The sequence below is a fragment of the Paraburkholderia sp. SIMBA_027 genome, from assembly GCF_046535315.1.
In the GTDB taxonomy this organism is placed as follows: Bacteria; Pseudomonadota; Gammaproteobacteria; order Burkholderiales; family Burkholderiaceae; genus Paraburkholderia; species Paraburkholderia tropica.
Genome location: NZ_JAWRWY010000003.1, coordinates 319,434 through 345,715 on the forward strand (window position 1 = coordinate 319,434; position 26,282 = coordinate 345,715).

A 26,282-nucleotide genomic window follows, 5' to 3' on the forward strand; every position below is an offset into this window, starting at 1 on the left:
CATCGCAGCCCACACGGCTGCATCACACCTGTTCGGGAGAGCGCATGTCTGATGCGACACCTTCCGGCACCGCCCTTACACAGGGCGGCGCCGCGAGCGGTAATGAGCGCGATGCGGAGGGCAAGGGGGCGCCGAAAATCGGCGTCGTGGCCGCCACGCTCATGGTGGCCGGCAACATGATGGGCTCGGGCGTCTTCATGCTGCCCGCCAATCTCGCCGCCACGGGCGGCATTTCCATTTTCGGCTGGCTGATCACGGTGGTGGGCGCGGTGTCGCTCGGGCTCGTGTTCGCCAAACTGGCCGCCATCGAGCCGCTCGCGGGCGGCCCCTATGCCTACGCGCGCAAATCGTTCGGCAACTACGTCGGCTACCAGACCAACCTGATCTACTGGCTCGCCAACGTGCTCGGCAACACCGGGCTCGCGGTCGCGGGCCTCGGCTATCTCACGCACTTTTTTCCTTCGCTGCGCGACCCGCTCACGTTCGCCGCCGCGCAGATCTTCGTGATCTGGCTGCTGACCTACGCGAACATTCTCGGCCCGCAGGTGGTCGCGCGGGTGCAGTCGGTCACGACGATCATCGCGCTCATTCCGATCGTCGGCATGGCGGTGTTCGGCTGGTTCTGGTTCAGCGGCGCGGTCTACATGTCGGGCTGGAACGTGAGCGGCGGCAACGCGTTCAGCGCCATCGGCTCGACGCTGAACTTCACGCTGTGGGCGTTCATCGGCGTGGAAAGCGCCTCGGTGTCCACGGCCGTGGTGGCCAATCCGCAGCGCAACGTGCCGATCGCGACCGTGGGCGGCGTGGTGATCGCGGCCGTGTGCTACGTGCTCAGCTCGACCGTCATCATGGGGATGATCCCGAACAAGGCGCTGATCGCCTCGAACGCGCCGTTCGCGGACGCCGCACGCGTCGCGCTCGGCAGCACGGCGGCGAACGCGGTCGCGCTGTGCGCGGCGCTCGGCTGCCTCGGCTCGCTCGGCGGCTGGACGCTGCTGGTCGGCCAGACCGCGAAAGCGGCCGCCGACGACGGTCTGTTCGGCAACGTCTTCGCCCGCGTGAATGCGAAGAACGTGCCCTCGGCGGGGCTTGCCATCGTCGCGACGATCATGACCGTGCAGGTGCTCGCGACCATGTCGCCGAACGCGAGCGAGCAGTTCGGCAAGATCGCGTCGATCGCCGTGATCATGACGCTGCTGCCGTACATCTATTCGTGCATCGCGATCAAGGTGCTCGGCTACGGGAAGATGTCACCGCATCAGTTCTCGTTCTACACGGTCGTCGGGCTGATCGGCGCGGTCTACGCGCTCTGGGCGATGGTCGGCTCGGACGGCCAGCAGACGCGCTGGTCGCTGATCTTCGTGATCGCGACGGTGGTGTTCTACGAGTTGTCGGTGAATCGCCAGCGCGAGATCACTGAAAAGCATCTGCATCCCGGCGGGCGCGTGCCCGGCTGGGTGCGTTACATGTCGTTCGGCGTCGCCGTGGTGGCGCTCGTCGCGACCTTCTGGATGTCGGTGGGCCGCGATCGCGGCCTCACGCTGCGGCCGCGCGTGCCGCTGCCGGGCGTCGCGAGCGCGCCGGTGGCGACGGTTGCGCCAGCCGCGTCGCCCGCCACGCCTTCCACGAACTCGGAGAATGCTTCATGAGCACTGTGACCCCGCTACACGCGTCGCGCCGCCTCGGCATGCGCGCGCTCTTCGTCCATCCGCAGATCGAGGCCGCCACGGCCAACGGCCGCGCCGCGCGCGCGCTGATCGAGGAACTGCGCGAGCGTCTCGTCGACGTGGTGACGGCCGCGAGCGCCGACGACGCCGTCGCCGTGATCGGCGCCGATCCGGGCGTGCAGTGTCTGCTGCTCGACTGGGAACTCGGCACGGCCGCCGGCGACGCCGACGCCGGTTCGCACGCCAGCGCGCACGCCGCCGCGCGCACGGTGCTCGACGCGCTGCGCGCGCGCAACGCGACGCTGCCCGTGTTCCTGCTCGCGGATCGCACGAGCGCGGCCGGCGTGCCCGTCGAAGCGATGCGCCAGGCCGACGACTTCATCTGGATGCTCGAGGACACCACGTCGTTCATCGGCGGGCGCGTCGTCGCGGCCATCGAGCGTTACCGCGAAACCGTGCTGCCGCCGATGTTCGGCGCGCTCGCGCGCTTCTCGCGCGTCTATGAATATTCGTTGCACACGCCCGGCCACACGGGCGGCACGGCCTTCCTCAAGTCGACGGTCGGGCGCGCGTTCTTCGAGTTCTTCGGCGAGCAGTTGTTTCGCTCCGACCTGTCGATCTCGGTGGGCGAACTGGGTTCGCTGCTCGATCACAGCGGGCCGATCGGCGCGAGCGAGAAGTACGCCGCGCGCGTGTTCGGCGCGCATCGCAGCTATCACGTGACCAACGGCTCGTCGACCTCGAACCGCGTGATCGTGATGGCGAGCGTGACGCGCAACGAAGTCGCGCTGTGCGACCGCAACTGCCACAAGTCCGTCGAGCACGCGATGACGCTCGCGGGCGCGATTCCCACGTATCTCGTGCCGTCGCGCAACCGTTACGGCATCATCGGGCCGATCATGCCCGAGCGGCTCACGAAAGCGGCGATACGGCTCGCCATCGAGCAGAATCCGCTGGTGAAGGGGCGCCCCGAGGTGAAGCCGAAGCGGGTGCACGCGCTCATCACCAACTCGACTTACGACGGCCTCTGCTACAACGTCGCGCGCGTGGAAGCGCTGCTCGGCGAGAGCGTGGACCGCCTGCATTTCGACGAAGCGTGGTACGGCTACGCGCGTTTCAATCCGCTTTATCGCGAGCGCTACGCGATGCACGGCGACCCCGCCGAGCACGACGCGAGCCGCCCGACCGTGTTCGCCACGCAATCGACGCACAAGCTGCTCGCCGCGCTCTCGCAGGCCTCGTTCATTCACGTGCGCAACGGGCGCAGCGCGATTGGCCACGCGCGCTTCAACGAATCGTTCATGATGCACGCGTCGACCTCGCCGCAATACGCGATCATCGCGTCGAACGACGTGAGCGCCGCGATGATGGACGGCCCCGGCGGCATCGCGCTGACGACCGACGCGATGCGCGAGGCGATCGGCTTTCGTCAGATGCTCGCGCGTCTCGCCGCCGGTTTCGACGATCGCGACGACTGGTTCTTCCACGTCTGGCAGCCCGGCTCCGTGGTGGACCGGCAGAGCGCGCGCCGCTACGCCTTTCACGACGCGCCCGAAGCGCTGCTGTTGCAGGACCCGTCGTGCTGGGTGCTGCATCCGGAGGACGACTGGCACGGTTTCGGCCGCATCGAGGACGGCTACTGCATGCTCGATCCGATCAAGGTGTCGATCGTGACGCCGGGCGTGGCGCCGCACGGCGGGCTGTTGCCGGTGGGCATTCCGGCCAGCGTGGTGACGGCGTATCTGGACCGCCAGGGCGTGGTGGTCGAAAAGACCGCGGACTTCACGATCCTGTTCCTGTTTTCGATCGGCGTGACCAAAGGCAAGTGGGGCACGCTTGTGAACACGCTGCTTGATTTCAAGCGCGACTACGACGCGAACGCGCCGCTCGAACACGTGCTGCCCGAACTCGTCGAACAGCATCCGCAGCGCTATGCGGGCATCGGGCTGCGCGAACTGTGCGACCGCATGTTCGCGGCGATGCGCGATCTGCGCACGACCGAGCTGCTCGCGCAGGCGTTTTCCACGCTGCCGCATCCCGATTGCAGTCCCGCCGAAGCGTACGAGCGGCTCGTCCACAACGACATCGAAACGCTCGAACTCGCGCGCATGGAAGGACGCACGGTGGCGACCGGCGTGGTGCCGTATCCGCCCGGCATTCCGCTGCTGATGCCCGGCGAAAATGCCGGCGACGGCGATGGGCCATTCCTCGGCTATCTGAAGGCGCTCGAAGCGTTCGACCGGCGTTTTCCGGGCTTCGCGCACGATACGCACGGCGTGGAAGCCGAAGACGGCGTGTACCGTATCGCGTGTTTGAAGAAGGGCGCGCCGGACGCTTGAGGGCGCTTGCGTTGCACCTTCGTCGCGCAAAAAAAAACGGGCCGATCGCGAGATCGGCCCATGGTGTTTTGTTGAGCGAGCGCGGCGAACGACGCCCTGCCAGCCTATTTGACCGCGCCGAGCGCGAGCCCCTTCACCATATAACGCTGAAGCCACGCGAACACCACCGACACCGGTAGCGTCGCCGCGAGCGTGGCGGCCATCACCAGTTCCCATTCGACCGTGTACTTGCCCGCGACCATGTCGGTGACCTGCACGGTCAGCGTCTTGTTCTCGGGCGATCGGATCAGCGTGTAGACCACGGCGAACTCGTTCCACGCGCTGATGAACGTGAAGATCGCCGTGACCACCACCGCCGGAATCGCGAGTGGCAGGAACACGCGGAACACCGCGCCCGTGCGGCTCGATCCTTCGAGCCACGCCGATTCTTCGAGATCGCGCGGCACGGTCTGGAAATACGACGACAGCATCCACACCGCGAAGGCGATATTGAACGCCGCATACGAGACGATCACGCCGAGCTTCGAATCGACGAGATTGCCGTCGCCGTACGGAATCATTGCGGCGAGGCGGAACAGGCCCACCACCAGCAGGATCGGCGAGAGCATCTGCGTGACCAGCAGGAACTGGCGATACGCGCCGCGTCCGCGAAACGGAAAGCGCGCGAGCGCGTAGGCGGCGGGCAGGCTCACCGCGAGCGCGAGCGCCGTGGAGAGGAACGAGATCACGATGCTGTTGCGCAGCGCGACGCCGAAGTTCGCGGCCTGCCACATATCGACGTAATTTTCCCAGCGCCAATGCTGCGGCAACCAGCGCGCCGGGTAGACGAATACTTCGTTGGCGGGCTTGAACGACGTAAAGAACATCACCGCGAACGGGAACAGCACGGCGACCACCAGCGGCGAAAGCGCGAGCCAGCACCAGAGCGAGCGTTTGAGCTTGCGGTTCATGCGAGGTCTCCTTGCGCGCCGCCGCGTTTGGCCTGCACGCGCAGATACGCCACCGAAAACGCGAACAGGATCACGAGCATGATGAGCGACACCGCCGCCGCTTCGCCCGGACGCCCGAGCCGGAAGCCGAGTTCGTAGAGATAGGTGACGAGGATGTGCGTGCTGTCGTCGGGACCGCCCTGCGTCATCACCCAGATGATCGGAAACGAATTGAACACGTAGATCACGTTGAGCAGGATCGCCATGTTGATGAAGGGCTTGAGCAGCGGCAGCGTGAGCAGGCGGAACTGCTGCCAGGCGCTCGCGCCGTCGATGCGCGCGGCTTCGTAGATGTCGCCCGGAACCGACGACAAGCCGCCGAGAAAGATCGTGGTGGTGAACGGAATCGACACCAGAATGCCGACGGCGATTTCCACCGGAAACGCGTACTCGGGCGTGGCGAGCCAGTGAATCGGCCCGGCGATCAGGCCGAGCTTTTGCAGCGTGACGTTGACCATGCCGTAGTCGTCGTTGAAGGCCCAGCGCCACACCACGGCGGTCATGGTGAGCGACACCGACCACGGCAGCATGACGATCGTGCGCGCGATGCCGCGCCCGTAGAAGTCCTGATTCAGCACGAGCGCGACCGGCACGGAGATCGCCACCGTGCCCACCACGACGCAGAAGGTCCAGATGATGGTGTTTTTCAGCGCGGTCAGGAACACGGGGTCGCCGAACACGTTGAGGAAGTTCTGCAAGCCGCTGAAGTCGCGGATCTGGCCGAAGCGCGACACGTCGTGCAGCGACTGCCAGACGATATTGAAGATCGGATAGCTGATGATGAACAGCGCGAGCGCGAGGCTCGGCACGATCAGCAGCCAGGGCGCGCGGGGCGCGGAAACGTTGCGGGCGGCGCGGTCGGGGCGGCTCATGCTGGGGCTTTGGCGTGCGCGTGTGGGGTCGGGGGCAGCGCCGTCCGCCGGAGCGGCTGGCGGTGTCGGCTTCAGGGGACCCGTGGTCATGTCGTGAGGCGTCCGGTCGGTCGATGAAACAGCGTGAAGCAGGATGACGCAAGCGGCGCGACGCGTAGCGGTGCTGCGGGCTACGCGTCGCGCCGGTTCGGGCCGGTTCGTGCCGCAGGCGCACGCCGCGGCGTGCCGCCTGCTGACGTAACGCCCGCTTACTTGCCGAGCGACTTGTTCGCTTCGGTCGCGGCCTGGTTCAGCGCGTCGGCGGGCTTGGCCTTGCCGAGATAGATCGACTGCATCGCGTTGGTCACGGCCTTGGCGGTGTCTTCCCAGCCCGTCACGGTGGGCGCGAACTTCGCGTGCGGCAGCAGCGCGACGAAGGCCTTCGTGTCCGGATCCTGGAACGCCGGGTCGCTTGCTTCGGCCTTGGTCGTCGGCAGGAAGCCTTCGGTGCTCGTGAACTCCACGCGCGGCTGCTTCGTGAACAGGAAGTCGAGGAACTTCCAGGCGCTCTTCTTCACCTTCGAGTTCTTGAACATCATGATCGAGTCGGTGACCGCGTAGGTGGCCGGCGCGGTCGCGACCGGAATCGGGTCGATGCCGTACTTGATGTTCGGCGCTTCCTTCTTCAGCTGCTTGGCGAGGAACGGCGCGGAGATCATCATCGCCACGCGGCCCTGCTTGAAGAGGTTCTGCACGTCTTCGCGGCTGTATCCCGTAACGCCCGGCTCGGTCAGACCTTCGTCGATCATGGTCTTGTAGAGCGTGGCGGCCTTCACGCCGGCGGCCGAATTGAACGCGGCCTTGTTGTCCTTGCCCACCACGTCGCCGCCGTGCGTCCACAGCGCGTAGTAGAAGTACACGTCGGTTTCGATTTCCTTGCCTTGCAGACCGAAGCCCGCGATGCCCTTCGCCTTGAGCTTCTTCGAGGCGTCGATTACGTCGTTCCAGGTCTTCGGGCCGTTCGGATAGCCGACCGACGCGAGCATGTCCTTGTTGTAGTAGAGCGCGCGCGCCGAGGCCGCGATCGGCAGGCCGTAGATCTTGCCGTTGATCTCGCCCGGCGCGAGGAACGGACCGATGAAGCGGCCCTTGAAGTTCGCGTCCATGTACGGATCGAGCGGCTCGGCGATGTCGTCCTTCACGAAGTCGAGCAGCCAGCGCGTGCCGATGATCGCGAGGTCGGCGTTGGCGCCGCCGGAGATGTCGGTCTGAAGTTTCTGTTGCAGCGAGTCCCAGTTCACGTCTTCGATCTTGATGGTCGTGCCGGGATTGGCGGCCTCGAACTGCTTGGCCATTTTCTCGAAGTACGGCGCGGTGGCGTCGCTGTAGTGCGCGACGGTCACGCGCACCGTGTCGGCGTGCGCCGCGACGGCGATGCCGGCGAACGCGAGCGCGGCGGCCAGCTTGCCGAGCGTGAGGGTTGCACGTTGCTGAAACGACATTCTGACTCTCCTATGTGGTCTTCCTGTTTTATTGCACCGACTGCCGCCGCCTGGATGGGCGCGTTTTTTTGCTGCCTGTTTTTTGTGCCAGTTGCCTTGTTTGAAAAAATCCTACAGGATGAAAAAAACGTTGTCACCTGGGAAACGCGATATTGTTTTCTGCTCCTGAATTTGCCTAACATGCCGTAAAACATGGGGGAAATCATGCAGTGCACTATGTGGGACGCCTGCGTGTAAACCCGCAACGGATCGCATGCCAAACGATATTTAACGTGCGTCTGTTGGAAATTTACAGGCCCGCTGGCGCGCACGCCGGCGGGCTTTTTCAGTCGATACGCGGAGAGTTCGAACATGAGCCGGGTAGTGCTGGTGACGGGCGCGAGCGGCGGCATCGGCCGTGCGCTGTGCAAGCGATTTCTCGACGACGGCGACACCGTGCTCGCGCTCGACCGCGACGCGGCGGGCGTGCAGCAACTCGCCGACGAATTCGGCGCGCAACGGCTGGAGGCGCTGGCCGCCGACGTGAGCGATCCGCTCGCGATGGCCGACGCCGTGGCGCGCGGCGTGGCGGCGCGCGGTCCGGTCGACGTGGCGGTCGCCAATGCGGGCGGCGCGCTCGGCACGACGCTCGCGCATACCGATGCGGCGAGCTGGCGGCGCGACGTCGACCTCAATCTCAACGGCACCTACAACACGATCGAAACCGTGCGAACGGCGATGATCGAACGCAAGCGCGGCGTGCTGGTGCTGATCGGCTCCGTGAACGGACTGAGCGCGCTCGGGCATCCCGCGTACAGCGCCGCGAAGGCGGGCCTCGTGAGCTACACGAAGGCGCTCGCGATGGAGTTGGGGCCGCACGGCATCCGCGCCAACATCGTGTGTCCGGGCACCGTGAAGACGCCCGCGTGGCGCGCGCGCGTGGAGCAGCATCCGGCCATCTTCGAACAACTGAGCAAGTGGTATCCGCTCGGCGATGTGGCCGAACCCGCCGATATCGCCGACGCCGTGCATTTTCTGGCGTCGCCGCAAGCGCGCGTGATTACCGGCGTGGCCTTGCCGGTGGATGCGGGCCTCATGGCGGGCAACCGGCTGATGGCGAACGAGCTGACGCTCGATCCGTTCTGAGCCGCAGAAAAGCCGCTAAAACAAGCAGGAAAACAAGCAGGAAAACAAGCAGGAACACACACGCAAGCAGCGATAACAGCACACGACAGCACACGAGGACAGCATGGCAGCGGTACAACTGAACGGCATCTACAAGCGCTACGGCGACACGCAGGTCGTGCACGGCGTCGACCTCGACATCGAGGACGGCGAGTTCGTCGTGCTGGTCGGACCGTCGGGCTGCGGCAAGACCACCTTGATGCGCATGATCGCGGGTCTCGAAGATATTTCGGGCGGCGACCTCACGATCGGCGGCACGCGCGCGAACGCGCTGCCGCCGCAGCAGCGCAACATCTCGATGGTGTTCCAGAGCTACGCGCTCTATCCGCATCTTTCGGTGTACGACAACATCGCGTTCGGCCCGCGCATCCGCAAGGAACGCGAGGACGGCTTCAAGCCGCGCATCGAAGCCGCCGCGAAGATGCTCAATCTCTCGAACTATCTCGACCGCCTGCCGCGCGCGTTGTCGGGCGGTCAGCGCCAGCGCGTGGCGATGGGCCGCGCCGTGGTGCGCGAGCCGTCGCTGTTCCTGTTCGACGAACCGCTCTCGAATCTCGACGCCAAGCTGCGCGTGCAGATGCGCACCGAAATCAAGGCGCTGCATCAGCGGCTGCGCAACACGGTCGTCTACGTCACGCACGACCAGATCGAAGCGATGACGATGGCCGACCGCATCGTCGTGATGAACTCGGGGCGTATCGAGCAGATCGGCCGCCCGCTCGATCTTTACGACAAGCCCGGCAATCTGTTCGTGGCGAGCTTTCTCGGTTCGCCGTCGATGAACTTCGTGGCGGGCAGCGTGATGAACGACGCGCGCGGCACGGCGCTCGTGCTCGACGACGGCGTGCGCATCGCGCTGCCCGAAGGCCGCGCGCAGGCGGGCGCGCGCGTGACGCTGGGGATTCGCCCCGAGCATGTGGAGGCCAACGCGGGCGAGGTGCCGTTCAGCGTCGAGGTGATCGAGCCGACTGGCGCGGAAACGCACTTGTACGGGAAAATAGGCGGCCAGTCATGGTGCGTCACGACCCGCGCGCGTCCCGGCATCGAACCGGGCCAGCGCATGACGCTCGGTCTGCCTCTCGCGCATCTGCATCTGTTCGACACAGAAAGCGGCAAGCGTCTCGATTGAAGCATTGAACCCGGGCGTCGGGCGTCTCGCATCTTCCACGGTTCAACCCACGGAACATAGCTTGCCGGTCTCCAACCTGATCCATCACATCCGCAACGTGGCGGAGTCGCTGCGGCCCGCCGAACGCAAGGTCGCGGAGATGGTGCTCGCCGACATCGACTTCGCGATGCGCGCGAGCATCACCGAACTCGCGTTGCGCGCGGACGTCTCCGAGCCTTCGGTCACGCGTTTTTGCCGCGCGGTGGGCGCGCACGGGCTGCGCGACTTCAAGATGCGGCTCGCGCAGAGCGCCGCGGGCGGCGTGCCGTTTTCCGCCGCCGACGACGCGGCGAACGGCGAGCCCACGCCAATCGGCTCGTTGCTCGACAAGGTCGCCGACGCCGTGGTGCAGGGCGTGATGCACGCGCGCGCCTCGCTCGATCCGGCCGTGTTCGAGGCGGCGGTGGCGGCGCTCGGCAGCGCGCGGCGGGTGTTTTTCTTCGGCGTGGGCGCGGGTTCGGGGCTGGTCGCGAACGACGCGGCGCTGCGTTTCCTGCGTCTGGACGTGGCCGCGAGCGCGTTCACCGACGCGCATTTGCAGCGCCTTTATGCCGGTTTGCTCGAACCCGGCGACGTCGCTTTCGCGATCTCGCAGTCGGGCCGCAGCGTGGAAGTAAACGAGAGCATTCAGATCGCCAAGGAGCGCGGCGCGACAACCATCGCGCTGACGAACGCGGGCTCGCGGCTCGCGTGGGTGGTCGACATTCCGCTGCTGCTGCGCGTGCCGGCCGCCGACGAAGCGCACGCGCCGGGCGTGCCGCGCATCGCGCATCTCACGGTGATCGACGCGCTCGCGCTGGGCGTTTCGCTCGGGCTCGGACCGACGACGCTCGCCAAGATGCGCGACGCGCAGGCGCGCAGCGACTCGGACAGCGCGGGCGAAGTGAAGGCGTAACGCGCGCTGAAGTGCTAGCGCACGCGCTTGCGCAGCTTCACCGGCATCGTGTCCGGCACCATCGTGAACGCCGACACCTCTTTGATCTGCTCTGGATCGATGGCCAGTTCGATTTCGAATTCGTTCATCAGCATCGAGAGCGCGAGGCGCATTTCCACCGTCGCGAGATGGCGTCCGGGGCATACGCGCGGACCCGCGCCGAATTGCAGATACGCACGCACGTCATGTGCGCCATGCGCGCCTTCGCGCGGCGCGTCGTGCTCGCCCTTGCGCATCCAGCGCCACGGATCGTAGCGCTGCGGATCGGCGAAATTTTTCTCGTCGATCATCGCGGGCCGCGCGACGAAGAACATGCGCGTACCTTTGGGCAGCGCGACGTTGTCGACCACCACGTCTTCGAGCGGTTCGAACGAATGCACGGCGGCGACCGGCCGCAGACGCGTCGCTTCGATGGCGATCGCTTCGAAGATGTCGAGGTCCTTGAGCGTGGCGTAGTCGGGGCACACGGGCGCGTCGCCGAGTACGCGATGCGCTTCCTCGCCCAGATGCGTCTGCAACGCGGCGTCGGCGGCCAGATAGGGCAGCGTCCACGCGATCGAATCGGCGGTCGTGTCCTCGCCCGCGAGCAGCAGCGTGAGCACGTTGGCGCGAATCTGCGCATCGGAAATCGGCTCGCCGTCGTGTTGTTGCTGCACGAGCATCGCTTCGAGCAGGTTGCGCGGCAGTTCGGACGGCTCGTCGCGCATGCGCGTGCGAGCGCGCGCCATCATCGAGTCGATGTAGCGGTGTACTTCCGCGAGCGAGTGATCGAGCTTGCGGTCGGCGGGCAGTTTGAATACGCGCCAGTACGGAAACAGCGCGTTGATGCGGCCCATCACGGCGGGCAGGATGCGTTCGAGATGCTCCTGGATCACGCCGTGATCCTGATCGAGCGTGCGCGGGTCTTCGCCGAACGCGAGCGCGCTCGTCACGTCCACCGTGTAGCGCTTGAGGTCGTCGGTCATCTCGACGGTCTCGCCGCGCTCGGCCGCGCGCAGCCAGCGCGTGCGCAGACGCTGCGTGATCTCCGCGAGCGTCGGATAGAACGCCTTGATGTTGGGGATCGAAAGCGCCTGCATCACGAGCCGCCGATGCGATTCCCACTGCACGCCTTCGGAGGAAAAGAGCCCGTTCGCGCCCATTTCGTCGAACACGCTTTCGATCGGCGAATAGCGGCGATAGCGGTGCGGGCGCTCGCGCATGATCGACTGGATCAGTTCGGTGTCGGTCCAGATCGTGATGGGGATGCTGCCGACCTGAAAGCGATACGGCGTGCCGAGTTCTTCGGCCCAGCGTTCGAGGATCTGGTGCAGCCGCGTGGGTTCGAGTTGCAGCAGGTTGCCGATCAGCGGCAGGCCGCGCGGGCAGGGCAGGTCGGCGACCTGGCGCAGCGCGGTGGCGGAACCGGTGGAGGCGGTGCTCATGGGGCTGTCCTTGTGATGGGGCCGCCGTGCCTGCCGATATCTGTCGACGCGTATCGGCACGGATTTGCGCGGATTGGCGCGTCGACACACCGGATCGGGGCGCGTGGCGGCGCCAGGCGTTGCGCGTGAATCGTCTGATGGAAGCCGATTATAGCGGCGCTGCCGCCGCGCCCGCCACGTAGCCGAAGCGCCGCGAGAGGCGCTCGGCCGCCGCCATCAGCAGGGACGCGCAGGCGCCGTCGCGGCCGGTGTCGAGGTGACCCGACGGGCCCATCAGCGCGAGTACGAGGCAGACGCTGCCGGTGTGATCGAAGACCGGCGCGGCCACGGTGCTGATGCCGGGAATCGGCTTGTCGAGCGCGGTGTCGAGCCCTTGCGCGCGGATCGCGGCGAGGCGTTCGACGTAGGCGGCGTTCGCGTTCGCCGCATTGGCCGTGTTCGCGGACGGCGTCGCGCCCGCGAGGCGCAGGCCGTCCTGCGCGAGCAGCGCGGCGCGCACGTCGTCGTCGAACCAGGCGGCGAACACGCGGCCGATCGCCGTGTTGACGATCGACATGACGGTGCCGGGCCGCAGGCTCACGTGCAACGGCCGCGTGGATTCTTCGAGCCGCACGACGGTCGGGCCGAGCGGGCCTTGCACCGCGAGCGCGACGCTCATGCCGGTCGCGGCGGCGAGGCCGACGAGTTCGGCGTCGGCTTCGCGCACCGGCGAAAGGCGCGCGAGACCCAGCAGGCCCAGTTCGAGGCTCAGCGGCCCCGCGCCGTAGCGGCCCGCTTCGTCGCGTTCGAGCAGACCGGTTTTCAGCAGGCTCACGAGGTGCGGAAAGGCCTTCGCGCTCGGCATGCCCGCCGCCGCCGCGAGGGCGCGCAGCGCGAGCGGTTCGCCCGCCGCGACGAGCGCGGCCAGCAGCTCGCCGGTGGCGTCGAGCGCCTGGATGCCGCGTTGCGGTTTGTCGGCGGTGTCGGTCTGGACGGGCGGCGTAGGGTCGGACTTCGGCATGGTCAATTCGATGTCGATGAAAACGCGGCGCGTGCGATGGCGCCGCCGGCCTCGCGCAGCGCGCGCACGAGTGCGCCGTCGGTCCGCACGTCGAGCGCGCCGCTCGCGCCGATCGCCGTGAGCGTGAGACGCAGCGTGCCCGCGGCGTCGAGCACCGGCACGCAGACGCTGCTCACGCCGGGGCTCGGGGCGTCGATGCCCAGTTCGAAGCCGCGCGCGCGGATCGTGTCGAGCGCGGCGGCGAAGGCCGCGTCCTCGCGCGGCGCGGCGTCGGGCGCGGTGTCGGGCGTGTTCAGGGTGCCGCGCCAGACCGGCTGCGACGTCTGGTTGGCCCACATCGCGTGCAATGCGGCGTCGTCGAGATACGCGCAGAACACGCGGCCCGTGGACGTGGCCGGCAGCGACATCACCGTGCCCACGTGCAGATTCACGTGCAGCGGCAGGCTCGCATGCTCGTAGCGCACGATGGTCGGTCCCTGAGGTCCGGCGATGCAGATCGCCACGCTGCAGTTGTGCGCCTGCGCGAGCGCCGCCGCGTGCGGCACGGCTTCACGCAGCGCGGGCTGCTGCGCGAGATGCAGCAGGCCGAGGCGCAGCGCGAGCGGACCGGCTTCGTAGCGGCCCGAGAGCGCGTCACGCTTGATCAGGCCGAGGCGCGTGAGGCTCACCAGATAGGCGTGCGCCTGGCTCGACGGAATGTCCGCGCCGGCCGCGAGATCGCTGGGCGCGAGCGGCACGCGCGCGTCGGCGAGCATGCGCAGCAGGCGCGCGCCCACTTCCACGCTCTGAATGCCGCGCTGCGTTTTCGCGCCTTCCGTGTCGGCGTTGCGAGGGGTCTTCACGCGTTGTCCCGGGCTGAAAAAGGGTCCATGTTAACCGAAGCGCGCGCGATTTCCCGCCGATCGCCCGCCGATCGCCTGCGCGGGCGAAGCGGCGCAAAGCGCAACTGTCGGCGCGATCCAGAAATTAGCAAATAGCGATAGTATTCGCTATTGACAAATAAAAATCGCGGGACGATCATGGCCTCACCCCGGCAGAACAGCGGATCATTCAAACGAGACGGGGCGAGGCATACGCCTCCCCCTACAAACGGAGACTCACGATGGCAAAGGCGTTCGCATCCCAGGCCGACCTCGAAGAGAAGCAGGTCACGTTCACGCAGCTCTCTGAAAACGCATACGCCTACACCACCGAAGGCGACCCGAATTCGGGCGTGATCATCGGCGACGACGGCGTGCTGATCGTCGACACCACGGCCACGCCCGCCATGGCGCAGGACCTCATCGCGAAGATCCGCAGCGTCACCGACAAGCCCATCAAATATGTCGTGCTCTCTCACTATCACGCGGTGCGCGTGCTGGGCGCGTCGGCGTATTTCAAGGAAGGCGCGCAGCAGATCATCGCGAGCCGCGGCACGTACGAGATGATCGTCGAGCGCGGCGAACAGGACATGAAGTCGGAGATCGAGCGCTTTCCGCGTCTGTTCGCGGGCGTCGAAACCGTGCCGGGCCTCACGTGGCCCACGCTCGTGTTCGAGAAGGAAATCACGCTGTTCCTCGGCAAGCTCGAAGTGAAGATCGCGCATCTGGGTTCGGGCCACACGAAGGGCGACACCGTGGTCTGGCTGCCGCAGCAAAAGGTGCTGTTCTCCGGCGATCTCGTGGAATACGACGCGGCCTGTTATTGCGGCGATGCGCAACTCGCCGACTGGCCCGCCACGCTCGAAGCGCTGCGCGCGCTGGGCGCGCAAAAGCTCGTGCCGGGCCGCGGCCCCGCGCTGCTCAATCCCGCCGACGTGAACAAGGGCCTGGATTACACGAAGGATTTCGTTTCCACGCTGCTCGCGCAGGGCCGCAAGGCGGTCGAACGCCAGCTCGATCTCAAGCAGTCGATGGCGCTCACGCGCGAGGCGATGGACCCGAAGTTCGGCCACGTCTTCATCTACGAACACTGCCTGCCGTTCGACGTCTCGCGCGCGTACGACGAAGCGAGCGGCATCACGCATCCGCGCATCTGGACCGCGCAGCGCGACAAGGAAATGTGGGACGCGTTGCAGGATTGAGCGGGCGATGAGCAGGGCGCGCGCGTCGCCGGGTGCATGCATGCAGGCACGCACGCGCGCGCTGAATGCCGCTAAAGGCATGGTGGAGACAAAACAATGATCGATTATCAGACGCTGACTTTCGACTACACGCGTTGTCGCGAGCAGAACGAGCAGGGCGAGCATGCGGATGCATGCGTGCATCCGGTCGTCGTGGTGGGCGCGGGTCCGGTCGGACTCGCGACGGCCATCGACCTCGCGCAGCAGAACCTGCCCGTGGTGCTCGTCGACGACGATTGCACGCTGTCCACGGGTTCGCGCGCGATCTGCTTTTCGAAGCGCTCGCTCGATATCTTCGACCGGCTCGGCTGCGGCGAGCGCATGGTCGAGAAGGGCGTGAGCTGGAACGTGGGCAAGGTGTTCCGCAAGGACGAACTCGTTTATACGTTCAACCTGCTGCCGGAGAGCGGCCATCATCGTCCGGCTTTCGTGAATTTGCAGCAGTATTACGTGGAAGGCTTTTTGCTCGAACGCGCGCAGGCGTTGCCGAATCTGGAGATTCGCTGGAAGAGCAAGGTCATGGGCATCGCGCAGCGTAACGATGACAATGCAGCCGAGCCGCTCGTCACGCTGCAGATCGAGACGCCCGATGGCCCGTATGCACTGCGCGCGCGCTACGTGGTGGCCGCCGACGGCTCGCGCAGTCCCGTGCGCAAGCTCATGGGCCTCGACAGCCACGGCCGCACCTTCAAGGATCGCTTCCTGATCGCCGACGTGAAGATGGAAGCCGACTTCCCCACCGAGCGCTGGTTCTGGTTCGATCCGCCGTTCCATCCGAACCAGTCGGTGCTGCTGCATCGCCAGCCCGACAACGTCTGGCGCATCGACTTTCAACTGGGCTGGGACGCCGATCCGGTGCTCGAAAAAACGCCCGAACGCGTGATTCCGCGCGTGCGCGCGCTGCTCGGCCCGGACGTGAAATTCGAACTGGAGTGGGTCAGCATCTACACGTTTTCGTGCCTGCGCATGGACAGTTTCCGGCACGGCAACGTGCTGTTCGCGGGCGACTCGGCGCACCTCGTTTCGCCGTTCGGCGCGCGCGGCGCGAACAGCGGCTTCCAGGACGGCGAGAACCTCGCCTGGAAACTGGCGATGGTGCTGGAAGGGCGCGCGCCCGACGCGCTGCTCGACACCTATGCGAGCGAGCGCGAATTCGCCGCCGACGAAAACCTGCGCAATTCCACGCGTTCGACCGATTTCATCACGCCAAAGAGCGCGGTGAGCCGCGTGTTCCGCGACGCCGTGCTCACCCTGGCGCGCGAGCATGCGTTCGCGCGCCAACTGGTGAACAGCGGACGGCTTTCGGTGCCCGCGGTGCTGCACGAATCCGCGCTCAATACCGCCGACGAAGACGTATTCGCGGGGCAGATGGTGCCGGGCGCTTCGTGCGCCGACGCGCCGCTCGCCGACGCGCAAGGCCGCGAGCAATGGCTGCTCGCGCAACTCGGCAACCGCTTCACGGCGCTCGTGTTCTGCCGCGCGGGCGCCGCGCTCGCGAGCGGCACGCGCGCGGCGCTGGACGCGCTCGCGGGCGGCCCGGTGCCGATACATTTCGTGGCGGTGCTCGAAGGCGAAGGCGCGGCGCCCGCCGGACTGCCTTCGGGCACCGCGGTGCTGCGCGATACGAACGGCCACGCGGCGCAGCGTTACGACGCGCGCGACGGCGCGTGCTATCTGATCCGCCCGGACCAGCACGTGTGCGCACGCTGGCGTCAGGCCGACGCGCCGCGCGTCGAGCGCGCGCTCAAGCGGGCGTTGTGCGTGGCGGGCACGGCATGACCTGATCCGACCGCGCGCCTCACACTATCAAAGATGGAGACAACGATGCTGAACACGCAACCCAATCTCGCGCGTCCCGACGACTTCTACGAAGCGCTGATCGACATGCATCGCGATCTGGACGAAGCGCAGAGCCAGTCGGTCAATGCGCAACTGATTCTGCTGCTCGCGAACCACGTGGGCGAGCACGAAGCGCTGATGGACGCGATCCGCTACGCGCGCGCGGGAGTGGCTTTGCCGCCTGCGAATGGATCGGTCGGCAAGCTGGCGGCTTGAATCTGAATTTGAGTTCGATTTCTTCGATGAAGATGGCGAAGCACACGCGCTTCGACATCTTCATCGACACGCTACGCTCACTTCACCTTGTCGCCCTCGCGATGCACGGGCTCGGTTTCCTTCAACTGCTTCGCGAGCCGCGACGCCTGTAAATAGCCCGGATTCGCCGGCCGCTTCAGATAACGCCCCGCGCCGCGCTTCGCGCGCAAATCGCCGTTCGCCCACACCAGTTCGCCTTGCGACAGCGTGTGCGTGGGCACGCCGCGCACCGTCATGCCTTCGAACACGTTGAAATCGACGTTCTGATGATGCGTCTTCACCGAGATCGTGCGCGTGGCTTCCGGGTCCCAGACCACGAGATCGGCGTCGGCGCCCACGGCCACCGCGCCCTTGCGCGGATAGAGATTGAAGATCTGCGCGGCGTTCGTCGACGTGACGCGCACGAATTCGTTCGGCGTGAGGCGGCCCGTGTTCACGCCCTGATCCCAGAGTATCGCCATGCGGTCTTCCACGCCGCCGCAACCGTTGGGAATGCGGGTGAAATCGTCGCGGCCCATCGCTTTCTGCGAGGCGCAGAAGACGCAGTGATCGGTGGCCGTGGTCTGCAGCACGCCGCCTTGCAGACCGCGCCAGAGTGCGTCGCGATGCTCCTTGCTGCGAAACGGCGGGCTCATCACGTGCGCGGCGGCGCGGGTCCAGTCGGGATCGCGATACACGGCCTCGTCGATCACCAGATGGCCCGCGAGCACTTCGCCGAACACGCGCTGACCTTCGGCGCGCGCACGCGTGATGGCGTCGAGCGCCTCTTTCGCCGAGACGTGCACGATGTACACCGGCACGCCGAGCACCTGCGCGATGCGGATCGCGCGGTTCGCGGCTTCGCCTTCGACCTCGGGCGGACGCGAGAGCGGATGCGCCTCCGGTCCTGTGAAGCCGCGCGCGAGCAACTGGCGCTGAAGCTGGAACACCAGCTCGCCGTTTTCCGCGTGCACGGTCGGCAGGGCGCCCAGTTCGAGCGAGCGCGCGAAGCTGTTCACGAGGATCTCGTCGTCGGCCATGATGGCGTTCTTGTACGCCATGAAGTGCTTGAAACTCGACACGCCGTGATCGTTGACGAGCAAGCCCATGTCGCGGTGCACGCTCTCGTCCCACCACGTCACGGCCACGTGAAAGCCGTAGTCGGCGGCGGCCTTTTCGGCCCAGCCGCGCCACTCGCGGAACGCTTCCATGAGCGGCTGCTTCGGGTTCGGAATCACGAAGTCGATGATCGACGTGGTGCCGCCCGCGAGTCCCGCCGCCGTGCCGGTGTAGAAGTCGTCGTGCGCCTTGGTGCCCATGAACGGCAGCTCCATGTGCGTGTGCGGATCGATGCCGCCGGGCATCACGTACTGGCCGCCCGCATCCACGACGGTGGCGCCCGCGGGCGCGTCGAGGTTTTCGCCGATCGCCTGGATCGCGCCGTTTTCGCAGAGCACGTCCGCGCGCCAGGTCTTGTCCGCGTCGACGACAGTGCCGCCTCGAATCAGGATCGCCATGATGCTATGTCTCCTTCGGTTTGAGCCTGTAAATACAGGGGTTTCACGCGCTCGCAATACTCGGCCTGCGGCTCTTGCCGAGCTTCATCAGCACGCCGTAGACCAGTGCCGCGATGGCGAGACCCACGAACCACGCATACGTATAGAGCGCCTTGAACGCGTCCGGCACCGAGGGAAACGCGCTCGGGAACGCAATGTTCAGAAAGCCCGGCAGATTCGGCAGCACGCCCGCGAGCAGCGCGATCACGGCGGCGCGATTCCAGCCGTTGGTGTAGGCGTATTCGCCGTTTTCCTCGAAGAGCTGATCGGGGTCGAGACGCGTGCCGCGAATCAGGAAGTAGTCGACCATCAGAATGCCCGCGACGGGCCCAAGCAACGCCGAATAGCCGACGAGCCAGGTGAAGATATAGCCCTGCGTGGTGGCGAGAATCTTCCACGGCATCATCACGATGGCGAGCGTGGCCGTGATCAGGCCGCCCGCCTTGTACGAAATGCCCTTGGGCCAGAGGCTCGAAAAATCGTAGGCGGGACCGACGAGATTCGCGGCGAGATTGCAGCACATGGTGTCGAGCGTGAGGATGACGAGCGCGATGCCCACGCCGATGCCTTCCATGCGGCTCGTGAGGTCGATCGGGTCCCAGATCGCCTTGCCGTAGATGACGACGGTCGCCGACGTCACCACGACCGAGACCACGGAGAGCAGCGCCATCGGAATCGGCAGACCGATCGCCTGGCCGACGAGCTGATCCTTCTGCGTTTTCGCGAAGCGCGTGAAGTCCGGAATGTTCAGCGCGAGCGTGGCCCAGAAGCCCACCATCGCCGTGAGGCTCGGCCAGAACGTGATCCAGAAGAGGCCCGCCTTCTTGCCGCCCGGCGCGAATTGCGAGGGCTGCGATAGCATCGAGCCCACGCCGCCCGCCTTCGAGCAGGCCCACCAGACGAGCGCCACGCACATCACGACCTTGATGGGCGCGGACCAGCTTTCGAGCCAGCGGATCGATTCAGTGCCGTGCAGGATGAAGTAAAGCTGTAGCGCCCAGAAGATCAGGAAGCACGCGCCCTGGCCGATGGAGATGCCGAGAAAGGGCAGCGCGTCGCCGACCAGCGCGTTGTGAAAGAGGATGTTCGCGAGCGTGTAGATGGCGCTGCCGCCGAGCCACGACTGGATGCCGTACCAGCCGCACGCCACGATCGCGCGCAGCATCGCGGGCAGTTTCGCGCCCTGGGTGCCGAACGAGGAGCGCACGAGCACGGCGTAGGGGATGCCGTATTTCGCGCCCGCGTGGCCGATCAGCAGCATCGGCACCAGCACGATCACGTTGCCGAGCAGCACGGTGACGACCGCCTGCCACGGCGACATGCCCTGCTCGGTGAGCCCGGCCGCGAGCATGTACGAGGCGATGTTCATCACCATGCCCACCCACAGCGCCGCGAAGTGATACCAGCGCCAGGTGCGCTGCGCGGCGCCCGTGGGCGCGAGGTCGTCGTTATAGAGTTCGCTGGCGCTGCGCCGCGCGCTTGCGTCGCTGCCGCTGCTGGCTGCTGACTGGCTCATGATGCGGATTCTCCGTGGCTTGTCGTTCGGTTTGTGGTTGGCTTTTTTTGTTCAAGTCGACGCGCGCAATTCAGGCCAATGTTTCAAGCGGCTTTCGGATCGGCCACGCGCGCGGGGTTGTTCGGATGCGTCGTCCAGTTCGCATAGCGGCCCGAATCGACACGCTCCATCGTGATGCATGCGTCGACCGGGCAAACATGCATGCATAAATTGCACCCGACGCAATTCGCATCGACCACCTCGAAGTGACGCTCGCCGTTCTTCGTCGCGGTGATGGCCTGATGCGAGGTGTCCTCGCAGGCGATATGGCACAGGCCGCACTGGATGCAGCGGTCCTGATCGATGCGCGCCTTGATGTCGTAGTTCAGGTTCAGGTATTGCCAGTCGGTCACGTTCTGCACGGCGCGGCCGCGGATCGCGTCGAGATTCGCGTAGCCCTTGTCGTCCATCCAGTTCGAGAGGCCGTCGATCATGTCGGAAACGATTCGGAATCCGTAATGCATCGCGGCGGTGCAGACCTGCACGCTGCCCGCGCCGAGCACGATGAATTCGGCGGCGTCGCGCCAGTCGGAAATGCCGCCGATGCCCGAGATCGGCAAGCCCTGGGTTTGCGGATCGCGCGCGATGTCGGCGACCATGTGCAGCGCGATCGGCTTCGCGGCGGGGCCGCAGTAGCCGCCGTGCGTGCCTTTGCCGTCGACGGTCGGCAGCGGCGCCATCGCGTCGAGATCCACGCCCACGATCGAGTTGATGGTGTTGATGAGCGAGACGCCGTCGGCGCCGCCCTTGTGCGCGGCGCGCGCGCCGTGGCGAATGTCCGTGACGTTGGGCGTGAGCTTGACGAGGCAGGGCAGGCGCGTGCCTTCCTTCACCCAGCGCGTGACCATTTCGATGTACTCGGGCACCTGGCCCACGGCCGCGCCCATGCCGCGCTCGCTCATGCCGTGCGGGCAGCCGAAGTTCAGTTCGACCGCGTCCGCGCCGGTGTCCTCGACGAGCGGCAGAATCCATTTCCAGTCCGCCTCCGTGCACGGCACCATCAGCGAAACGATCAGCGCGCGGTCGGGCCAGTCGCGCTTCACCTGGGCGATTTCCTTGAGGTTGACTTCGAGCGGACGGTCGGTGATCAGCTCGATATTGTTCAGGCCCGCGATGCGCTGGCCGCGCCAGGTGGTCGCGCCGTAACGCGAGCTGACGTTGACCACGTGCGGGTCGAGGCCGAGCGTTTTCCAGACCACGCCGCCCCAGCCCGCCTCGAAGGCGCGGTTGACGTTATAGGCTTTGTCGGTGGGCGGCGCGGAGGCGAGCCAGAACGGATTCGGCGATTCGATACCGGCAATCGTGCAGCGCAGATCGGCCATGATGAGGCTCCTTGTCGATGGTTTGTCTCGTGTACGTGCGTGGTGCGTCAGCGCTGCGCTCAGGCCGCCTGCTCGCTTTGCGCGGCGAGCCAGCGGTCGATGGCGCGCGCCGCGAGCTTGCCGTCCTGCACGGCCTGCACGGTGAGGTCGGTCGCGCCGTGTCCGGCGCAGTCGCCGCCTGCCCACACGCCCGCGAGCGAGGTCGCGCCATCGGCGTCCACGGCGATGCGCGTGCCGGCGTCGTTCAACGCGAGCGCGTCGAGTCCTTCCGGCAACAGCGTCTGGCCGATCGCCTTGAGCACCGCATCCGCCTCGATGCGTTCGATCTCGCCGGTGCCGTGCAGCGCGCCGTTCGCATCGAGCGCGCTGCGTTCGAACTCGATCGCCTCCACGCGGCCCGCGCCTACGATGCGCAACGGCTTCATCCACTCGACGATGCTCACGCCCTGGGTCCGCGCGAATTCCTGTTCGGCCCATGTCGCGCTCATCTGCGCGGCACCGCGCCGGTACGCGAGCGTGACGTGTTCCGCGCCGAGCTTGCGGCTTTGCACGGCGGCGTCGATGGCCGTGTTGCCGCCGCCGATCACCACGACGCGGCGGCCCACGGGCAGCGCCGCGAGATCGCGCGACTCGCGCAGATCGGCGATGAAATCCACCGCGTCGCGCACGCCGTCGAGCCCTTCGCCTTCGATCTTCAGCGCCTGCGTGCCGCCCAGCCCGATGCCGACGAACACGGCGTCGAAGTCCGCGCGCAGCGTATCGAGCGCGATCTCGCGGCCCAGACGCTGCCCTTGCTTCAACTCGATGCCGCCGATCGAGAGCAGCCACTCGACTTCACGCTGCGCGAAATCGTCGACGGTCTTATAGGCGGCGATGCCGTATTCGTTGAGGCCGCCAGGCTTCGCGCGCGCATCGAACACGCTCACCGTGTGACCCGCGAGCGCGAGCGTATGCGCGCACGCAAGCCCCGCCGGACCCGCGCCGATCACGGCCACCTTGCGGCCCGTTTCGGTCGTGCGCTTGAAGAGCGGCGGTGCGCCTTCGCGTTCGCGCGCCATCTGGAAGTCGGTGGCGTGGCGTTGCAGCGCGCCGATGCTGACGGGTTCGCCGTCCTGATGATTTCGCACGCACGCGCCTTCGCACAGAATCTCGGTCGGGCAGACGCGCGAACACATGCCGCCGAGCGGATTGGCGCTCAGGATGTCGCGCGCGGCGCCCTTGAGATTGCCGTTGCCGATCTTGCGGATAAAGCTGGGAATGTCGATGCCGGTGGGGCAGGCCGTGACGCAGGGCGCGTCGTAGCAGTAGTGGCAGCGGTCGGCGGCGACGATGGCCGCATTGGCGGACAGCGGCGGCGCGACATCGGCGAACTGGCAGCCGAGTTCCGCTGCGCTGAGTCGTCCTGCGGCGATGCCGGGCGTGGCACGCACGTTGTTCTTCGTGGAGTGGGACATCCGGATGCTCCTTGCGAGGCAAAACACGGGTCCGCCGGCCGCGTGCGCGAGGCAGCGCGGCCGGTACGTGGGGACAAAGCGGAATCACTGTGCGGCTCTGTGGCCGCTGGCATTCAGTCGACGATCAAGCTATGAACAAGCGATGTTCAAGCGCGAGCGGCTAGCTCGGCTCGTTCGCGCGTTCGAGCATCGCGTGCAGCAACACGTTCGCGCCGGCCTCGATCCACTCGGGCGTCGCGTCCTCGATTTCGTTATGGCTGATGCCGTCGATGCACGGCACGAACACCATCGACGTGGGCGCGACGGTCGCGAGATAGCACGCGTCGTGGCCCGCGCCCGAGACGATGTCGCGATTCGAATAGCCGAAGCGCTCGGCCGCCGCGCGCACCGATTTCACGCAGGCCGCGTCGAAGGGCACCGGCGCGTAGTAGAAAATCTGCTCGACTTCGGCTTCGAGCTTGCCTTGTTCCGCGATCTTCGCGATGCCTTCGCGCAGCTCGGCGTCCATCTTCGCGAGCACGGCGTCTTCGGGGTGACGGAAGTCGATCGTGAAGAACACGCGGCCCGGAATCACGTTGCGGGAGTTCGGATGCACCTGCATCATGCCGACCGTCGCGCACGCGAGCGGCGCATGACGCAGGCCGATTTCATTGACGAGCTGCACCACGCGCGACGCGCCGAGCAACGCATCGCGGCGGCGCGGCATCGGCGTGGGGCCGGCGTGCGCTTCCTGGCCCGTGAGCACGACTTCGTACCAGCGCTGACCTTGCGCGTCGGTCACCACGCCGATGGTTTTCTTCTCCGCTTCGAGAATCGGCCCTTGTTCGATGTGCAATTCGAACGCCGCGTGAATCTTGCGTCCGCCCACCGGCAGGTCGCCCGCGTAACCGATGCGCGCGAGTTCCTCGCCGATCGTCTTGCCGTCGACATCCTTGCGCGAGAGGCCGTAGTCGAGCGTGAACACGCCCGCGAACACGCCCGAGGCCACCATCGCAGGCGCGAAGCGCGAGCCTTCCTCGTTGGTCCAGATCACCGTTTCGATCGGATGCTCGGTCTCGATGCCGTGGTCGTTGAGCGCGCGAATCACTTCGAGTCCGCCGAGCACGCCGTAGATGCCGTCGAAGCGGCCGCCGGTCGGCTGCGAGTCGGCGTGCGAGCCGGTCATCACGGGCGGCAGATCGTTGTTGCGGCCCGCGCGGCGCATGAAGACGTTGCCCATGCGGTCGACGCTGATCGTGCAGCCCGCTTCCTTCGCCCACTTCACGATCAGATCGCGGCCCTGCTTGTCGAGGTCGGTGAGCGCGAGGCGGCACACCCCGCCCTTCGCGGTCGCGCCGATCTTCGCCATCTCCATCAGGCTGTCCCAGAGGCGCTGGCCGTTCACGTGAATGGCGGTGGTCAGCGCGGCGTCGCTTACGGTGTTCATGCGGGGCTCTCCTTATCGTGGGGCGGTGCGGCGCGCTCGCGTCGTTTGCATCGCTTTCGTCATGCGAATCGCGCGATGCGTGCGCGCCGGTCGTGCATTCGTGCCATCGTCTGGGGCGCGTTGCGCAACGGCGGTGCATGCGCGCGACGTCCATTCGACCCGGCGATTCCTCGCTTGCCGAATCCTGTCCGATTGGACAGGTTGTAGACGATAAACTTTGCGAATTCAATGCGGTGTTGCGAGCGAAAAGCGTGCCATCCATGTTGCAGTGCGCGAAAACGCATGCATTTGCGCAGGCGAACGCGAGCGGCATGTGAGTGTTTATCCTGGGTGCGCGCGGTGGACGCGATGCAGTGCTACGCGTCGTTCACGCGCGCTGACTACAATGAAGCCGGCATCGTGCAGTATCACGCTGCAGTGGGCCTTTGAGCGCCTGCTGCTGCGAGGCGATGCCTTTCTCACTCGACCGGACCGATCACCATGCGCGACGACGACACGACCACGCCAGCCGCGAATCTCGCGATGCGTCAGGCAGGCGCCGACGCTGATGCAGCGCACAAGCCGCGACGCAAGGCATCGATTCGCGCATCGAACGAAACGCACCTGCTCGCCTGCGCGGAAGCCGTGTTCGCCGAGCGCGGTTTCGAGGGCGCGAGCACGGCGCAGATCGCCGAGCGCGCCGGCCTGCCGAAGGCGAATCTGCATTACTACTTCCCGACCAAGCTCGCGCTCTACTGGCGCGTGCTCGACGACGTGTTCGAGGAATGGAACGCCGCCGCCGACACCTTCGACGCGAGCGACGACCCTGTCGAAGCCATCGGCGGCTACGTGCGCGCGAAGATGGCGCTGTCGCGGCGCAGGCCGCTCGGCTCGAAGGTGTGGGCGAACGAGATCATCAGCGGCGCGACGCATATGCAGGACATTCTGCTCAAGCGCGTGAAGCCGTGGATGGAATCGCGCGTGACGTTGATCGAGCGCTGGATCGCGGAAGGCGTGCTCGCGCCGGTGGAGCCGCGCACGCTGCTCTACATGATCTGGGCGACCACGCAGCATTACGCGGATTTCGAAGCGCAGATTCGCGCGCTCTCGGGCAAGCGCGCGCTGAGCGCCGCGAGTTTCGACGCGACCACGGACGAAGTCGTGCGGATGATTCTGCGCGCGAGCGGCGCACGTTCGCCGGATTCACGCGATCGGTCCGCGTGAATTTCGCCAATTGATACGGATGCCGAACTAATTGGCGAAGGCGCGGATCACACCTGCATCGACGCCACGTCTTTCATGCAACGCAGCGCGAACATCGAGCGGCTGTGGCGGATGCTCGAAATGCGATAGAGCTTTTCGCGCAGGAAGCGCTCGTAGCCCGCCGTGCCGTCCACGGCCACCTTGATCCAGTAGTCGTATTCGCCCGACACCAGATACGCCTCCAGCACTTCGGGCAGCGCGGCCAGCTCCGCGCCGAAGCGCGCGAGCGCGTCGTCTTCGTGGCGGTCGAGCGTGACTTCGAGAATCACGATATCGGCGAAACCGAGCTTGCGCTGGTTCACGAGCGCCACGTAACCGTCGATGTAGCCGTCGGTTTCCAGCTGGCGCGTGCGGTTCCAGCACGCCGTGGTCGACATGCCGACCTGTTCGGCGAGTTCGGCGTTCGAGAGGCGCGCGTTCTGCTGGAGCGCGCGCAGGATCTTCAGATCCTGGTTGTCGAGCGTTTTGGGCGGGCGTTCGCGAGCGATCATGGCGGAAAAGAATCTTGTACAGGG

Annotated in this window: 21 protein-coding genes; 9 read left to right on the forward strand and 12 right to left on the reverse strand. The window is 66.4% G+C overall.

Annotated elements, in window-relative coordinates; translation table 11 throughout:
• Positions 1–161: 161 nt before the first annotated feature.
• On the forward strand, positions 162–1,649 hold the full coding sequence (gene adiC / locus SB764_RS07100; protein ID WP_373681578.1) for an arginine/agmatine antiporter: 1,488 nt from the start codon (positions 162–164) through the stop codon (positions 1,647–1,649).
• On the forward strand, positions 1,646–4,006 hold the full coding sequence (locus SB764_RS07105) for an Orn/Lys/Arg decarboxylase N-terminal domain-containing protein (RefSeq protein WP_410863059.1): 2,361 nt from the start codon (positions 1,646–1,648) through the stop codon (positions 4,004–4,006). The genes adiC and SB764_RS07105 overlap by 4 nt, the downstream gene beginning before the upstream one ends.
• A 104-nt stretch (positions 4,007–4,110) precedes the next feature.
• Here the strand turns inward: SB764_RS07105 and SB764_RS07110 are convergent, their stop codons facing one another.
• The 3 genes from SB764_RS07110 to SB764_RS07120 all read right to left on the reverse strand — a co-directional run bounded on the left by SB764_RS07110 (position 4,111) and on the right by SB764_RS07120 (position 7,348).
• Positions 4,111–4,956 (reverse strand): carbohydrate ABC transporter permease, encoded by an 846-nt coding sequence (locus SB764_RS07110; RefSeq protein ID WP_065057562.1) that lies wholly within the window; start codon positions 4,954–4,956, stop codon positions 4,111–4,113.
• Complete coding sequence (locus SB764_RS07115) at positions 4,953–5,867, reverse strand: carbohydrate ABC transporter permease (RefSeq protein WP_065057563.1); 915 nt, start codon at positions 5,865–5,867, stop codon at positions 4,953–4,955. Before SB764_RS07115 ends, SB764_RS07110 begins: the two co-directional genes overlap by 4 nt.
• A 248-nt stretch (positions 5,868–6,115) precedes the next feature.
• The gene (locus SB764_RS07120) at positions 6,116–7,348 is read right to left on the reverse strand and encodes an ABC transporter substrate-binding protein (RefSeq protein ID WP_065057564.1); all 1,233 of its coding nucleotides are present in this window, start codon (positions 7,346–7,348) and stop codon (positions 6,116–6,118) included.
• 351 nt (positions 7,349–7,699) lie between these two features.
• On the opposite strand from SB764_RS07120, the gene SB764_RS07125 reads away from it, so the two are divergent.
• From SB764_RS07125 to SB764_RS07135, 3 genes are all read left to right on the forward strand, one after another.
• Positions 7,700–8,473, forward strand: a complete 774-nt coding sequence (locus tag SB764_RS07125; RefSeq protein WP_065057565.1) for an SDR family oxidoreductase — start codon at positions 7,700–7,702, stop codon at positions 8,471–8,473.
• Positions 8,474–8,576: 103 nt separating this feature from the next.
• The gene (locus tag SB764_RS07130; protein ID WP_065057566.1) at positions 8,577–9,641 is read left to right on the forward strand and encodes an ABC transporter ATP-binding protein; all 1,065 of its coding nucleotides are present in this window, start codon (positions 8,577–8,579) and stop codon (positions 9,639–9,641) included.
• A 61-nt stretch (positions 9,642–9,702) separates the two neighbouring features.
• Positions 9,703–10,575, forward strand: a complete 873-nt coding sequence (locus SB764_RS07135; protein WP_410863062.1) for a MurR/RpiR family transcriptional regulator — start codon at positions 9,703–9,705, stop codon at positions 10,573–10,575.
• 14 nt (positions 10,576–10,589) lie between these two features.
• Here the strand turns inward: SB764_RS07135 and SB764_RS07140 are convergent, their stop codons facing one another.
• From SB764_RS07140 to SB764_RS07150, 3 genes are all read right to left on the reverse strand, one after another.
• On the reverse strand, positions 10,590–12,038 hold the full coding sequence (locus SB764_RS07140; protein WP_065057568.1) for a cytochrome P450: 1,449 nt from the start codon (positions 12,036–12,038) through the stop codon (positions 10,590–10,592).
• Between the two features lie 148 nt (positions 12,039–12,186).
• Complete coding sequence (locus SB764_RS07145; RefSeq protein WP_110325891.1) at positions 12,187–13,038, reverse strand: IclR family transcriptional regulator; 852 nt, start codon at positions 13,036–13,038, stop codon at positions 12,187–12,189.
• A 2-nt stretch (positions 13,039–13,040) separates the two neighbouring features.
• A complete protein-coding gene (locus tag SB764_RS07150; protein WP_410863064.1) occupies positions 13,041–13,880 on the reverse strand; it encodes an IclR family transcriptional regulator in 840 nt (279 codons plus the stop codon).
• Positions 13,881–14,140: 260 nt separating this feature from the next.
• Between SB764_RS07150 and SB764_RS07155 the strand changes: the two genes are divergently transcribed.
• From SB764_RS07155 to SB764_RS07165, 3 genes are all read left to right on the forward strand, one after another.
• Complete coding sequence (locus SB764_RS07155) at positions 14,141–15,100, forward strand: MBL fold metallo-hydrolase (protein ID WP_065057571.1); 960 nt, start codon at positions 14,141–14,143, stop codon at positions 15,098–15,100.
• 96 nt (positions 15,101–15,196) lie between these two features.
• A complete protein-coding gene (locus SB764_RS07160; protein ID WP_410863066.1) occupies positions 15,197–16,918 on the forward strand; it encodes an FAD-dependent oxidoreductase in 1,722 nt (573 codons plus the stop codon).
• Positions 16,919–16,963: 45 nt separating this feature from the next.
• The gene (locus SB764_RS07165) at positions 16,964–17,194 is read left to right on the forward strand and encodes a DUF2783 domain-containing protein (protein WP_124260616.1); all 231 of its coding nucleotides are present in this window, start codon (positions 16,964–16,966) and stop codon (positions 17,192–17,194) included.
• A 77-nt stretch (positions 17,195–17,271) separates the two neighbouring features.
• Here the strand turns inward: SB764_RS07165 and hydA are convergent, their stop codons facing one another.
• The 5 genes from hydA to SB764_RS07190 form a co-directional block, all read right to left on the reverse strand.
• Complete coding sequence (gene hydA / locus SB764_RS07170) at positions 17,272–18,729, reverse strand: dihydropyrimidinase (RefSeq protein ID WP_410863068.1); 1,458 nt, start codon at positions 18,727–18,729, stop codon at positions 17,272–17,274.
• A gap of 43 nt (positions 18,730–18,772) precedes the next feature.
• Entirely contained in the window at positions 18,773–20,284 is a 1,512-nt protein-coding gene (locus tag SB764_RS07175; protein ID WP_065057575.1) for an NCS1 family nucleobase:cation symporter-1, read from the reverse strand.
• Between the two features lie 83 nt (positions 20,285–20,367).
• Entirely contained in the window at positions 20,368–21,645 is a 1,278-nt protein-coding gene (gene preA, locus SB764_RS07180; RefSeq protein ID WP_074981212.1) for an NAD-dependent dihydropyrimidine dehydrogenase subunit PreA, read from the reverse strand.
• A 59-nt stretch (positions 21,646–21,704) separates the two neighbouring features.
• Positions 21,705–23,099, reverse strand: coding sequence for an NAD(P)-dependent oxidoreductase (locus SB764_RS07185; RefSeq protein ID WP_110325899.1), 1,395 nt, complete (start codon positions 23,097–23,099; stop codon positions 21,705–21,707).
• A gap of 160 nt (positions 23,100–23,259) precedes the next feature.
• Complete coding sequence (locus tag SB764_RS07190; protein WP_410863070.1) at positions 23,260–24,525, reverse strand: Zn-dependent hydrolase; 1,266 nt, start codon at positions 24,523–24,525, stop codon at positions 23,260–23,262.
• 480 nt (positions 24,526–25,005) lie between these two features.
• Between SB764_RS07190 and SB764_RS07195 the strand changes: the two genes are divergently transcribed.
• Positions 25,006–25,728, forward strand: coding sequence for a TetR/AcrR family transcriptional regulator (locus tag SB764_RS07195; protein WP_065057579.1), 723 nt, complete (start codon positions 25,006–25,008; stop codon positions 25,726–25,728).
• Between the two features lie 47 nt (positions 25,729–25,775).
• On the opposite strand, the gene SB764_RS07200 is transcribed toward SB764_RS07195, so the two are convergent.
• Entirely contained in the window at positions 25,776–26,258 is a 483-nt protein-coding gene (locus SB764_RS07200) for an Lrp/AsnC family transcriptional regulator (RefSeq protein ID WP_065057580.1), read from the reverse strand.
• Positions 26,259–26,282: the final 24 nt, after the last annotated feature.